Here is a 13,487-nt window from a genome sequence, read left to right as displayed (position 1 = left end):
TATTAATGAATATAAGTAATGACTTGGGTTGGGTGGTCGTTCAGACCCCCAACCCCCTAACTTAGGGGGTATATGGCATTTGGTAAATGGATTGGAGGGTGGCTAGGATGGGCTGCCTATGGTCCCCTGGGGGCCTTGATAGGATTTGCAATCGGTGCGGTGTTTGATTCCGCAACGGATAATGTGGAAGGAGGCGCGTCCTCCTTCCATCTTAATAGTCAACAATCGCGTGAAGGCGATCGCAATAGTTTCTTCGTGTCGATGCTGGTGCTGGCGGCTTATATCGTTAGGGCCGATGGTAAGATTATGCATTCGGAGATGGAACTGGTGAGAGGCATGCTTCGCCAGAACTTTGGTGAAGAAGCAGCTCGGGAAGGTGACAACCTGATGCGTCAGCTCTTTGAAGAACAAAAGCGCATCGGCACCGAGGCCTATAAGCAGAACATACGTCAGGCATGTATGCAGGTGGCATTGCATGTGGACTATTCGGGACGTCTGCAGTTGCTCAACTTCCTGGTGATGATAGCACAGGCCGACGGACGTGTTGATTCTGTCGAGGTGGCTGCGCTGAAGGAGGTGGCTCAGTGGATGCAGATGTCTGCTCAAGAGGTGGATTCAATGTTGCATCTGGAAGGCGACTCGTTGGAAGATGCCTACAAAGTGTTGGGCGTCAGTCCGAACGTGAGCGATGCCGAACTGAAAAAGGCTTACCGCAAGTTGGCCTTGGAACATCATCCAGACCGCGTATCGGCATTAGGTGATGATGTGCGTCGTGCTGCAGAGAAAAAGTTCCAGGAGATTAATGCTGCCAAGGAGCGTATTTGGAAGGCGAGAGGACTTTGAGAACTGAGAATTGAGAACTGAGAATTGAGAACTGAGAACTGAGAATTGAGAATTGAGAGGTGAAACAGCCTGCTATTATTGTTCCTGAAGGGTGTACGGAAGTGCTGCTGCATGCTTGTTGTGCACCTTGTTCGTCGGCCATTGTTGAGTGGCTGATGAATAATGGTGTACGCCCCACCATTTTCTATTATAATCCTAATATCTGGCCGCGCGAGGAATACGAAATTCGAAAACAGGAGAGTAAGCGGCATGCTGAAGGCCTGGGTATCAAATGGATTGATGGCGACTACGACCATGAGGCGTGGCGTTGTGGCGTGCAGGGCTTGGAGAATGAGCCGGAACGCGGTGGGCGCTGCGAACAATGTTTCACGTTGCGATTGACCAGAACGGCTGAAAAGGCACGCGAATTGGGATTTCGTTTTTTCGCCACGACATTGGCTTCTAGCAGGTGGAAGAGTCTGGAACAGATAGAACACGCCGGACAAAAAGCTATGGCGCTAGTGCCTGGCACAGAGTTTTGGGCACAGAACTGGCGCAAGGGTGGTTTGCAGGAACGTCGCAACCAACTGCTCAGAGAGAATCAATTCTACAACCAGCAATACTGTGGATGTGAGTTCTCAGCTCGAAACGGCGCCAACACGAAACCACTACTGCGTGCACAGATGCGTGAAGCCAAACGCCAGCATCAGTCACAACTGGACAAGATGTCTGGCGAGGTGGTAGAACGCTTAATGCCACTGGTAGCCAACAGCTCTCATATTCTGGCCTATTGGCCTTTACCAGACGAAGTGGATATCCGGCCATTGGTAAACCTATTGTTTTCCGATGGAAAAGTGGTTGTTTTGCCCAGGGTAACAGGCGATATCACAATGGAATTGCGCCGCTATCAGTCTCCCGATGATTTGAAGGAAGGGGCCTATCATATCATGGAACCCGTGGGCGAATTGTTTACCGACTATGACAAGATTGATACCGTTCTCGTTCCTGGTATGGCTTTCGATGCCGCAGGTCACCGTCTTGGGCGCGGCAAAGGCTATTATGATCGGTTCTTGCCACAGCTATCTCACGCCAGAAAGATTGGCGTCTGTTTTCCGTTTCAGCGCGTGGCTGAGGTGCCAACAGACGAACACGACGTGATGGTGGATGAGGTGGTGTGATAAAAAACGAGACTCTGAATTTGTGAGTCTCGTTTTTTTGTTGTACCTTTGCACCACAATAATTGCAATTATAACATATGTTCGAAAATTTAAGCGAGCGACTGGAACGGTCGTTCAAAATACTGAAAGGTGAAGGGAAAATCACCGAGATTAATGTTGCCGAGACTTTGAAGGATGTACGTCGTGCGCTGTTGGATGCCGACGTAAACTATAAGGTGGCCAAGCAGTTCACCGACACGGTGAAGCAGAAGGCTATGGGTATGAACGTACTCACAGCTATCAAGCCAAGTCAGTTGATGGTGAAGATCGTGCACGATGAGCTGACAGAACTGATGGGCGGAAAGGCCGTGGAGCTGAACCTCGAGGGCCGTCCTGCAATCATTCTGATGTCAGGTCTTCAGGGTTCTGGTAAGACCACCTTCACAGGTAAACTGGCTAAGATGCTGAAGGAGCGTCAGCACAAGAAGCCCTTGCTGGTGGCTTGCGACGTGTATCGTCCTGCTGCTATCGACCAGTTGAAGGTGGTGGCTGAAACCGTTGGCGTGGATGTCTATACCGAGGAAGGCAACAAGAATGTTGTAGAAATAGCTCAGAATGCTATTCGCAAAGCAAAGCAAGAAAGCTATAATGTGGTCATTGTCGATACAGCAGGTCGTCTGGCTGTTGACGAGGAGATGATGACTGAGATATCAAATCTGAAGCAGGCTGTCAATCCCGATGAGACCCTCTTTGTGGTTGACTCGATGACTGGTCAGGATGCCGTTAACACCGCTAAGGAGTTCAACGACCGTCTGGATTTCGATGGCGTTGTGCTGACGAAGCTGGATGGTGATACCCGTGGTGGTGCCGCACTGAGCATCCGCACCGTGGTGAACAAGCCTATCAAGTTTGTGGGTACGGGCGAGAAGATGGAGGCTATCGACGTGTTCCACCCTGCACGTATGGCCGACCGAATCCTGGGTATGGGTGACGTTGTGTCGCTGGTAGAGCGCGCACAACAGCAGTTCAACGAGGAGGAAGCTAAGCGTCTGGAGAAGAAGATCAGAAAGAATAAGTTCGACTTCGACGACTTCATGGGACAGATTCAGCAAATCAAGAAGATGGGTAACATCAAGGAGTTGGCTGGAATGATTCCGGGTATTGGCAAGGCTATCAAGGATGTTGATATCGACGATAACGCTTTCAAGAGCATAGAAGCCATCATTCAGTCGATGACACCCAAAGAGCGTCAGAACCCCGATATCATCAACCAGAGCCGCAAGTTGCGTATTGCCAAGGGCTCGGGCACGAAGATAGAGGATGTGAACCGACTGATGAAACAATTCGACCAAACTCGCAAGATGATGAAGATGGTGACGGGTATGGATCGCTCGAGAATGGCGCAGATGGCTGCGGCAATGAAGAATATGAAAGGCGGTATGCCTAAATTTTGATAAACCAACAGTCTTATAGGCCCCACCGTGGGCCTATAAGACTTTATAGACCAATATAATATGCAACTAATAGACGGAAAAGCAACAGCAGCTGCCATTAAGGCAGAAATCGCAGAAGAGGTGAAGAACATAGTGGCCAATGGCGGCAAGCAACCCCATTTGGCAGCTGTGCTGGTGGGTCACGACGGTGGTTCGGAGACCTATGTAAAGAATAAGGTACTCGCGTGTGAGGCCTGTGGTTTCAAATCGACCCTTATTCGTTATGAAGACAATATTACGGAGGAAGAGCTTCTGGCTTGTGTTGATAAGCTGAACAAGGACGATGATGTAGATGGATTTATCGTTCAGTTGCCCTTGCCAAAGCATATCGATGAACAGAAGATCATTGAGGCTATCGATTACCGCAAGGACGTAGATGGCTTCCATCCCATCAACGTAGGACGTATGGCCATCGGTCTGCCTTGTTTCATCTCAGCCACCCCTCTGGGCATTATCACGCTGTTGAAACGCTACGGCATTGAGACCTCAGGAAAGAAGTGCGTCATCCTGGGCAGAAGCAATATTGTGGGCAAGCCAATGGCTCAACTCATGATGCAGAAACAATACGGCGACTCTACTGTGACCGTATGCCACTCACGCTCTAAAACGTTGAAGGAGGAATGCCGTGCAGCCGATATTATTATTGCTGCCATTGGTAGTCCTGAGTTTGTGACAGCCGACATGGTGAAAGAGGGTGCAGTCATCGTCGATGTAGGTACAACCCGTGTGCCTGATGCAACGCGTAAGAGCGGTTTCCGTCTGACTGGCGATGTGAAGTTCGACGAGGTAGCTCCTAAGTGTTCTTTCATCACACCAGTTCCTGGTGGTGTAGGTCCTATGACGATTTGCTCGCTGATGAAGAATACTTTGGCTGCCGGCAAGAAAGAATACTATCGTTAATAGAACGTAGAAAATACAAAAATTGAAAGTTAAGAATCTGACGTTCGATACCGCCCAGGAGTGGTACGAACAAGGTAACGCCTTCCGCAAGGAATCAAAATGGCACGATGCCATCAATTGTTATATTCGAGCTATAGAGCTTGACCCCGACAGCCCTGCTGTCGAGGCCAAGCGTATGCTTGATGATATCTTGGCCTATTATTGCAAGGATATGTATAATCCGTAGATAGTTTTTTTAATCCTCACCTAATAATAACTTAAACTTACCTAATTAGCCTATGAAAAAATTACTAGTACTGACTTGGATGATGTTTGCTCTTCTTACAGTTATGGGCGCACCAATAACACCTGAGCAAGCGAGACAAAAAGCGGCAAAGTTTCTGAGTGCAAAGGGGAAGACGATTCGTCGGACACCTGCACGTGTGTCAAAAATGATAGCCAACCAGGCAGACGCCTCTTCGTTCTACGTATTTAATGCTCAGAACGATGATGGCTTTGTGATTATCTCTGGCGATGATGCGACAGACGAGGTGCTGGGCTTTGCCGATCAGGGCACTTTCCAAGAGGAAGCATTGCCCGTAAATTTCGTTGACTGGTTGAAACAGCTTGATGCTCAGATGACAATGATTCGTTTGGGCAAGGCAAAAGCTGCTCCGTGGAAAAACATTGAGGCGCATGCAGATGTGGCACAGTTGCTGACAACGAAGTGGAACCAGGGGGCTCCTTATAATAATGAGTGTCCGTTGGATGAAGGGCAGCGAAGTGTGACTGGTTGTGTGGCAACTGCTATTGCTCAGGTGATGAACTATCACCAGTGGCCTAAGAATGCTACAGGAACTCTGTCTGAATATACCACGTCTAAAAAAAGTATCTATGTACCTGCATTACCTTCTACTACTTTCGACTGGGATAAGATGATTGATGACTACTCTAAAGGATATACGGCAGATCAGGCTAGTGCGGTGGCAAAACTGATGCGTTATTGTGGCCAGGCTTCGTTGATGGACTATACAAACAATGAGTCGTCTGCAAGCTATTCTAATGCTGTTCCTGTCTTGATAAATGCAATGGGCTACGACAAGGATATGCGCCATATCTTTGCTGATAGTTATGAGATGGAAGAGTGGGAAAGAAAGGTTTATCAAGAGTTGACAACAAATGGACCAGTTGCCTATGCTGGTAATTCTGGGGTAAGCGGACATGCCTTTGTAGTTGATGGTTATCGTGGCAGCGACAGAATGTATCATGTGAACTGGGGATGGGGTGGCTATTGCGATGGCTTCTATAAACTGTTTGTGATGAATCCTTCTAACACTGGTATCGGTGGTGGAAACAGCACAGCGGGCTATCGCTTGTACCAGGAAATGATTTGTGGCTTTAAGCCAGAGAATGGGGTGGACGAATCTGCATTGTTGCAGGTGAAGCCTTGTCTTTATGCCTCTAATGAGAAAATTGCAGTCACGCAACAGAATGGAAAACGTGCAGTAACTTTCTATATGACGAATAAGTCAGAGATGACGAAGAACTATGATATTGCACTTGTAGAAATAAACAAAGACCAAACTCTGACCATACTTAGTCAGGGCAACGGAGAATTTGTATCGGGCGGCTCTTATTGGTATTATTGGACCTTGGATGATTGGCTGCATAATAGCTTTCAAGGAAATACGTTGAAGTTTTCCTTTGCAAGTAAATTGCCTGATGGTAAAGAGTGGTCGCTTTTCGCAGATGACGATACTTATATAGAGGCTTCGGTGAGCGTCGATGGTGTGGTGGAATATCGCGTGAATAAATCAAAAGAGGCTCCTGTAGATATTGTGGTGAGCGATTTTGCTTATGTTGGCAGCAAAAAACAGTTTGATCAACAATTGTTGACGTTCACTGTAGGACAGTGCCCCCACGACTTTAGAGGGTATCTTTATCTCTTTGCAGGCAATGAGACTAGTGGTTATACGTGCATGAATCAAGTCTATGTGGCTTTGATGGCTGGCGACGAGCAACAGCTGTCAATTGATTTTGTACCCACACTGGTAGGTGATACTCAGCTGAAATTAACGACCGATAGTCAGGGTGAAAATACAGTAGCTACTTATAACGTTACCATTGCTGAGGGTACTCAGGAAAAAAACTACTATCTGATAGGTGATATTAATAACTGGAGTACTACCGATAAAAGCTATCCTTTCGTGTTGACGGAAGATAGTGTGACGTGGCGCATCATGTTCTCTGTACCTAAGCAGCGCGATATGTTCCTGAAGGTGGCTCCAGCTTCCGCTTATGATAATCAGGAATCGTTTTGGAGTCGCTTGTGGTGTGTGGAGAACGATGGATCTACGGAGTCAAAGGGAAAACTTGTTGTAGGCGATAAAGGCGCCATAAAAATTACAGGATCTAACGAAGATAGACAATATGTGATGCGCATAGTGCCTAGTCAGATGACCTACGAAATGGAAGAAGTTGACCCAACGGGTATCCAGTCGATGGATATGTATCATGGTTCTGTTGCGACAATATATGCTCTCAGCGGACACAAAATAAAGGAGGTGAAAGCTTCTGAATTGAATGCTGCTTTGCAACAGATGCCAAATGGTATATACATAGTGAGAAATGATAATAAATGCATAATTATTCGCAACCGATGATTGCTGCAGAATGATTGAAATAGACTGAAGTAAAGTAGCTCTAAGAAAATTAGCCGAAAGTTTGGTGCTTTCGGCTTTTTTGCATATCTTTGCAGACCAAATTCAGGGTTTTAATGCACAAAACTATTTATTATGGCAAAATTAAAAGGTGCTATTGAGGTAAATACTGAAAGGTGTAAGGGATGCTCACTTTGTATCATCGCTTGCCCTCACCAGGTAATTGCCCTAGCAAACAAAGTTAATCTTCGCGGTTATCCCTATGTGGAGGCAGTCAACGAGGAAGCCTGTGTAGGCTGCGCATCGTGTGGCATTGTCTGCCCAGATGGATGTATCACCGTGTATCGTAAAAAAGTGGAGGAATAAGTATGGCACAGGAAAAAGAAGTTGTATTGATGAAAGGCAACGAGGCTATTGCCCACGCTGCTATTCGTTGCGGATGCGACGGCTATTTCGGCTATCCTATTACTCCGCAGAGTGAAGTGATTGAAACGCTGGCAGAACTGAAGCCTTGGGAAACCACTGGTATGCAGGTGGTTCAGGCTGAGAGTGAACTGGCTTCTATCTATATGGTCTATGGCGCTGCCGGAGCCGGCAAGCGTGCCATGACTTCGTCATCATCTCCTGGTATTGCCCTGATGCAGGAGGGTATCACCTATATGGCAGGTGCTGAGGTGCCTGGCGTATTTATCAACGTACAGCGTGGTGGCCCTGGTTTGGGTACTATTCAGCCTTCACAGGGTGACTACAATCAGGCTACGCGTGGTGGTGGTAATGGTGACTACAAGGTTATTGTGTTGGCTCCTTCTTCTGTTCAGGAGATGGCCGATTTCGTTGACCTTGCTTTCGAGTTGGCATTCAAGTATCGTAATCCTGCTATGATTCTCTCTGACGGCGTTATTGGCCAGATGATGGAGAAAGTGGTGCTGCCTCCTTTTAAGCCCCGTCGTACGGATGAGGAGGTTATCAAGGAGTGTCCTTGGGCATCTACTGGTAAGCCCAAAAACCGTGAGCGCGTGGTTATCACTTCTTTGGAACTGAAGCCCGAGGCTATGGAGAAACGTAACCTGGCTCTTCAGGAGAAGTATCGCAAGATTCAGGAGAACGAGGTTCGTTTCGAACAGCAGCAGATGGACGATGCCGAGTATGCTATCGTAGCTTTCGGTAGTGCAGCCCGTATTGCTGAGAAGAGTGTGGAGATTGCTCGCGAACAGGGCATCAAGGTTGGTTTGTTCCGTCCCATCACGCTTTTCCCCTTCCCTGAGAAGCAGATTGCAGAGCTCTCGAAGAAGGTAAAGGGTATCCTCGTAGCTGAGATTAATGCTGGTCAGATGGTGCAGGATGTTCGCCTGGCTGTGAATGGTGCTGTGCCTGTAGATCAGTTTGGTCGTTTGGGAGGTATCGTTCCTGATCCTGAGGAAATTGTAGAGGCTTTAAAGAAATTAATCTAGGATTACCTAGGATTTCCTAGGACTTCCTAGGATAGCCTAGAAAAAGAAAAGAACAATGGATAGAAATCAAATAGTTCAACCAGAGAATATCGTCTGCAAGAAGCCGACGCTGATGAACGACAACAATATGCACTACTGCCCAGGCTGTAGCCACGGCGTGGTACATAAGCTCATTGCCGAAGTCATCGAGGAAATGGGCATGGAAGACAAGGCTATTGGCGTTTCGCCTGTAGGTTGTGCTGTCTTCGCATACAATTATATTGATATTGACTGGCAGGAGGCTGCCCACGGTCGTGCACCCGCATTGGCTACTGGTATCAAGCGCTGCTGGCCTGATCGCCTGGTGTTCACCTACCAAGGTGATGGTGACCTGGCTTGTATCGGTACCTGTGAGACCATCCATGCTTTGAACCGTGGCGAGAATATTGTGATTATTTTTGTCAATAATGCTATTTATGGTATGACAGGTGGTCAGATGGCTCCTACCACGCTGATTGGTCAGAAGACTTCAACTTGTCCTTACGGACGTGATCCTGAGATTCATGGCTATCCCCTGAAAATGGCTGATATCGCAGCTCAGCTCGAGGGTACCTGCTATGTTACTCGTCAGAGCGTAGAGAGCGTAGCTTCTATCCTCAAGGCCAAGAAGGCTCTGCGTAAGGCATTCGAGGCTTCTATGGCTGGTAAGGGTTCATCGCTGGTAGAGTTTGTTTCTACATGTAATAGTGGTTGGAAACTTTCTCCAGCTAAGGCTAACGAATGGATGAAGGAGAATATGTTCCCCTTCTATCCAAAGGGAGACCTCAAAGACACAATCTGACTGAGCCCCCTAAGTTAGGGGGCAACAGGGGTCTGAACAGGCGCAGGCTCCTCGGAAGTAAAATTAAAAGGGTCTGATGTACGCTTGTTCAGACCCCCAACCCCCTAACTTAGGGGGCTCGAAAGTTATGAAAAAGGAAATAATTATTTCAGGTTTCGGAGGTCAGGGCGTACTCTCAATGGGTAAGATTTTGGCCTATAGTGGACTGATGGAAGACAAGGAAGTGACTTGGATGCCTGCCTATGGTCCCGAGCAGCGTGGTGGTACGGCCAATGTCACCGTCATCGTGAGCGATGAGCGCATCTCTTCACCAATCCTCAGTAAGTATGATATCGCAGTGGTGCTCAACCAACCTTCGCTTGAAAAGTTCGAACCGAAGATAAAGCCTGGTGGTATCCTCATCTACGATGGTTTTGGTATTATCAACAAGCCTACACGTAAGGATATTACTATCTATGAGATTAACGCTATGGATAAGGCTGCCGAGATGAAGAACGGTAAGGTGTTCAACATGATTGTACTGGGTGGACTCTTGAAGGTGGCTCCTGTTGTTAGCGACAAGGGTGTGGAGAAGGCTCTCTACAAGACGCTTCCTGAGCGTCACCACGGATTGATTCCTCTGAATATGGAGGCTCTGAAAGAGGGCGCCAAGATTATTACAGAGGTTAAATAATTTGGCTTCATATAAAGTAAAGTGCCACTTTCCTCATGGGAAGGTGGCACTTCTTTTATTGTATAGTGGCACTTTAGTTGTGGAATAGTGGCACTATTCTAATAGAAAAGTGGCACTTTACTGGGTGTAAAGTGCCACTATGCTAGGTGTAAAGTACTACTTTACTGTTTTTAGATCTTTTCCATAGCCTGCTTGATGTCAGCCAACAGGTCGTTGACATCCTCAATACCAACGGAGAGACGAATCAGGTCGGGGGCTACACCAGCTTCGCGCAACTGCTCATCGGACAGCTGACGGTGGGTGTGACTGGCTGGGTGAAGCACACAGGTACGTGCGTCGGCCACGTGTGTCACAATGCAGATGAGCTTCAGCGAGTCCATGAAGCGGATGGCTGTCTCGCGGTCTCCCTTCAGTCCGAAGGCGATAACACCACAAGAACCATTAGGCAGGTATTTCTTTGCCAGTTCGTGACACTCGTCGCCCTCCAGTCCGCTATAGTGAACCCAAGCCACGCGCTCGTCGTTTTTCAGGAACTCAGCAATCTTCTGTGCGTTCTCGCAGTGACGCTGCATGCGCAGATGGAGTGTCTCCAGACCTAAGTTCAGGAGGAATGCGTTGTGGGGTGAGGGGATAGAACCTAAGTCACGCATGAGCTGGGCGGTGAGCTTAGTCATGTAGGCCATCTTACCAAATGCCTTAGTGTAGGTCAGTCCGTGGTATGACTCGTCTGGCTGGCAAAGTCCGGGGAACTTATCAGCATGAGCATCCCAGTCGAAGTTGCCACTATCTACCACGCAACCACCTACCTGAGTGGCATGTCCATCCATATACTTTGTGGTAGAGTGGGTTACGATATCGGCACCCCATTCGAAAGGACGACAGTTGATAGGTGTTGGGAAGGTGTTGTCCACGATGAGGGGAACACCATGCTTATGAGCTATGCGAGCGAACTTCTCGATGTCGAGAACCTTACAGCCAGGGTTTGAGATGGTTTCGCCAAAGAGAGCCTTGGTGTTAGGACGGAAAGCCTTTTCAATCTCCTCCTCGCTGGCTTCAGGCGATACGAAGGTGCATTCGATACCCAATTTCTTCAGCGTAACGCCAAAGAGGTTGTAGGTACCACCATAAATCTCGTTTGAGGTAACGATATGGTCGCCAGCCTCACAGATGTTGAACACGGCGTAGAAGTTGGCAGCCTGTCCACTTGATGTCAGCATAGCAGCCACACCACCCTCCAGCGCAGCAATCTTCTTAGCTACGGCATCGTTGGTGGGGTTCTGCAGACGGGTGTAGAAATAGCCCTCCTTCTTCAGGTCGAAGAGGTCAGCCATTTCTTCTGTGTTATCATACTTGAAAGTAGTGCTTTGATAGATAGGCAGCACACGTGCCTCGCCATTCTGTGGTTCCCATCCTGCCTGAACGCAGAGGGTGCCACGAGTTAAGTCCTTGTAATCCATTTTGTCTTTTATACCTTAATATATTATCCCTTGTAGATGTTTGTCTATTTTCTAGTGATGATTATTCCTGAGCCATTTTCAGCAACAACTTAGCTTCCTCGTCACCTTGGGCGCAGTCTTCTTTCAGCTTAGCCAATACTTTGTCGCCACCCTTCGGATTCTTGATGGCGCGCTTCAGCCACGTCTTAGCTTTGTTCTGATCGGCAGTCGTTCCCTTGCCTTTCATATAGCATCGTCCCAACTGCATTTGTGCCTTGGCATAGCCTTGTTCGGCCGATTTCTGATACCATGCAAAGGCTTTCTTATTGCTTTCTTCTACGCCGTTGCCTTTGTCAAAACATCGGCCTATGCGATACTGAGCCTTCTTGTGACCTTTCTCGGCGGCGGGCATCAATTTCTGGAATGCCTGTTCGTATTTCTTGGCATCGTAGAGGGCCTTGCCTTCCTCGTAAAGCTTGTCGGCATTTTGGGCGCAGAGTCCCATGTTGCCCAGGAGCATCATAGCTCCAATCAGCAGTAATCTAATTGTTTTCATGTCTTTTATTAATCGTCTGTTTCTGTAGTATCTACCCCTTGGATAGCTTCGCCCGAGCAAGCATTAGGTTGCTGAATGCGCAGTATGTGGCAGACGGTGGGGGCGATATCGTTGATGTGTACCTCGTGTGAGGTGTGGCCCTTGTTCACATGCCAGCCGTAAAAAAGCAGGGGAATGTGGGCGTCGTCGGGTGTCCAGGTGCCATGAGTGGTGCCAGTGGGCGAAGACCATTTACCATACTGGTAGTAGTTGGGCTCTAGGATGATAAGGATATCACCAGAGCGACGAGGGTGGTAGCCCATCAAAGCCATGTTCATCAGTCGGTCGGGCAGACTGCTGATGCGCAGTTGCTCGTAGTCAACAGCAGTAACCACATTGGGCGAAGTGCGAAGGTAGTTGATTAATACCTCTTTTACGCGCTTCTCGTCGAGTCCTTGTTGCTTGATAGACTGGTGATTCAAGAAGATGCGATAGTCCAGGATATCGGCTATCACCTTCTTGGTGGCTCCCAACTGGCTGGCCACTTCTTTCTCTGCGTTAACAAGCAGCGTGTCGCTGTCCCAACCACCGGCAGCCAGCTTGTGTTCCTGCATGAACTGCCAGTTGTGTACGGCACCGTGGTCTGCCGTCAAAAAAACGAGGTAGTTGCCTTTGCCAACCTGTTGATCGAAAGCCTGCAACAGACGTGCGATGTCTTTGTCTAACTCGATGTATGCCTCGTCGGTGTGACTACCACGAGTGCCCCATTTGTGTCCGATAAGGTCTGTCTGCGAGAAACTGATGCAGAGCATGTCTGTGCTTTCGCCTTTGCCCAGCTGCTCTCCTTTCAGAGCGGCAATGGCCATGTCTGCAGTAAGGTGACCGCAAAGAGGATACTCGCCAATCTGTGAGCCAATCTTTTTTAATTCGTTGTTCTTGCTCAGCTGCTTGTTCACTTGCTTGACATAATCTGGCAGCTCGGTCATGTAGTAAGTGCTGCTGACGAAGCAGAGGGCCTTCGTGTCTAGCCAGTAGGCTGCATTGGCAGCATGACCTGCAGGCAAGATGGCTGCACGATCTTTATAGCTGACGCCCACCACCTTTGAACGGAAGTCGGTGTGCAGTCGCAATTGGTCGCCAATGGTGGTTGATAGCAAATTGCGAGGCGACATCTTTCCCTTGTCGGTATCCGAGCCCACGGTCTGCTCTTTTTCGTCTTTTGTGCAATAGACAGATTTTCCGTCAATATAGAAGTTGTTGCCGCAGATACCATGAAAAGCTGGTGTAGTGCCAGTATAGACCGATGTGTGTCCTATTGCTGTGATGGTAGGCACGTAGTTTATCAGGCAGTTGTTGCACGAATAGCCATCGTCCAACAGGCGTTTGATGCCGTTGTCCTGGAATTGGTCGTAGTATCTGTACAGGTAGTCCCAGCGCATCTGGTCCACCACGATACCCACTACGAGTTTGGGTTTGTCTGCCCAGCATGTGGCAGCAAGGCATAGTTGCAGGCATGCTGCAAAAAAGAGTCTTTTCTTTATCATAGTTATAGGTCAATTAT

The 13,487-nt window shown here is 48.2% G+C and carries 13 protein-coding genes; 10 read left to right on the top strand and 3 right to left on the bottom strand.

Annotated features, from left to right (window positions below; genetic code table 11):
* Window positions 1-72 precede the first annotated feature (72 nt).
* The 10 genes from T496_RS0103405 (at window position 73) to T496_RS0103365 (ending at window position 9,955) form a co-directional block, all read left to right on the top strand.
* Window positions 73-843: a DnaJ domain-containing protein gene (locus T496_RS0103405; RefSeq protein WP_027449501.1), complete on the top strand. Its 771-nt coding sequence runs from the start codon at window positions 73-75 to the stop codon at window positions 841-843.
* 59 nt (window positions 844-902) lie between these two features.
* A complete protein-coding gene (locus T496_RS15360; RefSeq protein ID WP_081783528.1) occupies window positions 903-2,000 on the top strand; it encodes a 5-formyltetrahydrofolate cyclo-ligase in 1,098 nt (365 codons plus the stop codon).
* A gap of 77 nt (window positions 2,001-2,077) precedes the next feature.
* Window positions 2,078-3,433 (top strand): signal recognition particle protein, encoded by a 1,356-nt coding sequence (ffh, locus tag T496_RS0103395; protein WP_027449500.1) that lies wholly within the window; start codon window positions 2,078-2,080, stop codon window positions 3,431-3,433.
* Window positions 3,434-3,493: 60 nt separating this feature from the next.
* On the top strand, window positions 3,494-4,372 hold the full coding sequence (gene folD / locus T496_RS0103390) for a bifunctional methylenetetrahydrofolate dehydrogenase/methenyltetrahydrofolate cyclohydrolase FolD (RefSeq protein WP_027449499.1): 879 nt from the start codon (window positions 3,494-3,496) through the stop codon (window positions 4,370-4,372).
* Window positions 4,373-4,394: 22 nt separating this feature from the next.
* Window positions 4,395-4,598, top strand: a complete 204-nt coding sequence (locus T496_RS0103385; RefSeq protein ID WP_027449498.1) for a tetratricopeptide repeat protein — start codon at window positions 4,395-4,397, stop codon at window positions 4,596-4,598.
* A 52-nt stretch (window positions 4,599-4,650) separates the two neighbouring features.
* Complete coding sequence (locus T496_RS14365; protein WP_081783527.1) at window positions 4,651-7,014, top strand: C10 family peptidase; 2,364 nt, start codon at window positions 4,651-4,653, stop codon at window positions 7,012-7,014.
* A 132-nt stretch (window positions 7,015-7,146) separates the two neighbouring features.
* Window positions 7,147-7,377: a 4Fe-4S dicluster domain-containing protein gene (locus T496_RS14620; protein ID WP_081778336.1), complete on the top strand. Its 231-nt coding sequence runs from the start codon at window positions 7,147-7,149 to the stop codon at window positions 7,375-7,377.
* A 2-nt stretch (window positions 7,378-7,379) separates the two neighbouring features.
* Entirely contained in the window at window positions 7,380-8,462 is a 1,083-nt protein-coding gene (locus T496_RS0103375; protein ID WP_027449497.1) for a 3-methyl-2-oxobutanoate dehydrogenase subunit VorB, read from the top strand.
* 55 nt (window positions 8,463-8,517) lie between these two features.
* Window positions 8,518-9,282, top strand: a complete 765-nt coding sequence (locus tag T496_RS0103370; protein ID WP_027449496.1) for a thiamine pyrophosphate-dependent enzyme — start codon at window positions 8,518-8,520, stop codon at window positions 9,280-9,282.
* A 127-nt stretch (window positions 9,283-9,409) separates the two neighbouring features.
* Complete coding sequence (locus T496_RS0103365; protein ID WP_027449495.1) at window positions 9,410-9,955, top strand: 2-oxoacid:acceptor oxidoreductase family protein; 546 nt, start codon at window positions 9,410-9,412, stop codon at window positions 9,953-9,955.
* A gap of 170 nt (window positions 9,956-10,125) precedes the next feature.
* On the opposite strand, the gene T496_RS0103360 is transcribed toward T496_RS0103365, so the two are convergent.
* The 3 genes from T496_RS0103360 to T496_RS0103350 form a co-directional block, all read right to left on the bottom strand.
* The gene (locus tag T496_RS0103360; protein WP_027449494.1) at window positions 10,126-11,412 is read right to left on the bottom strand and encodes an O-acetylhomoserine aminocarboxypropyltransferase/cysteine synthase family protein; all 1,287 of its coding nucleotides are present in this window, start codon (window positions 11,410-11,412) and stop codon (window positions 10,126-10,128) included.
* A 61-nt stretch (window positions 11,413-11,473) separates the two neighbouring features.
* Window positions 11,474-11,947: a tetratricopeptide repeat protein gene (locus T496_RS0103355; protein ID WP_081783526.1), complete on the bottom strand. Its 474-nt coding sequence runs from the start codon at window positions 11,945-11,947 to the stop codon at window positions 11,474-11,476.
* Between the two features lie 8 nt (window positions 11,948-11,955).
* Window positions 11,956-13,470, bottom strand: a complete 1,515-nt coding sequence (locus T496_RS0103350; protein WP_052342055.1) for an alkaline phosphatase family protein — start codon at window positions 13,468-13,470, stop codon at window positions 11,956-11,958.
* Between the last annotated feature and the right edge of the window lie 17 nt (window positions 13,471-13,487).

Source organism: Xylanibacter brevis P6B11 (assembly GCF_000621825.1).
GTDB lineage: Bacteria > Bacteroidota > Bacteroidia > Bacteroidales > Bacteroidaceae > Prevotella > Prevotella brevis.
Note: the sequence above shows the minus strand (reverse complement) of the source record. Positions and strands in the feature narration are given on the sequence as shown.

What these genes read in the sequence shown, in the direction of transcription:
- T496_RS0103405 (WP_027449501.1), top strand. Translation starts at nt 73, where the DNA reads ATGGCATTTGGTAAATGGATTGGAGGGTGGCTAGGATGGGCTGCCTAT.
- ffh (WP_027449500.1), top strand. Translation starts at nt 2,078, where the DNA reads ATGTTCGAAAATTTAAGCGAGCGACTGGAACGGTCGTTCAAAATACTG.
- folD (WP_027449499.1), top strand. Translation starts at nt 3,494, where the DNA reads ATGCAACTAATAGACGGAAAAGCAACAGCAGCTGCCATTAAGGCAGAA.
- T496_RS14365 (WP_081783527.1), top strand. Translation starts at nt 4,651, where the DNA reads ATGAAAAAATTACTAGTACTGACTTGGATGATGTTTGCTCTTCTTACA.
- T496_RS14620 (WP_081778336.1), top strand. Translation starts at nt 7,147, where the DNA reads ATGGCAAAATTAAAAGGTGCTATTGAGGTAAATACTGAAAGGTGTAAG.
- T496_RS0103375 (WP_027449497.1), top strand. Translation starts at nt 7,380, where the DNA reads ATGGCACAGGAAAAAGAAGTTGTATTGATGAAAGGCAACGAGGCTATT.
- T496_RS0103370 (WP_027449496.1), top strand. Translation starts at nt 8,518, where the DNA reads ATGGATAGAAATCAAATAGTTCAACCAGAGAATATCGTCTGCAAGAAG.
- T496_RS0103365 (WP_027449495.1), top strand. Translation starts at nt 9,410, where the DNA reads ATGAAAAAGGAAATAATTATTTCAGGTTTCGGAGGTCAGGGCGTACTC.
- T496_RS0103360 (WP_027449494.1), bottom strand. Translation starts at nt 11,412, where the DNA reads ATGGATTACAAGGACTTAACTCGTGGCACCCTCTGCGTTCAGGCAGGA.
- T496_RS0103355 (WP_081783526.1), bottom strand. Translation starts at nt 11,947, where the DNA reads ATGAAAACAATTAGATTACTGCTGATTGGAGCTATGATGCTCCTGGGC.
- T496_RS0103350 (WP_052342055.1), bottom strand. Translation starts at nt 13,470, where the DNA reads ATGATAAAGAAAAGACTCTTTTTTGCAGCATGCCTGCAACTATGCCTT.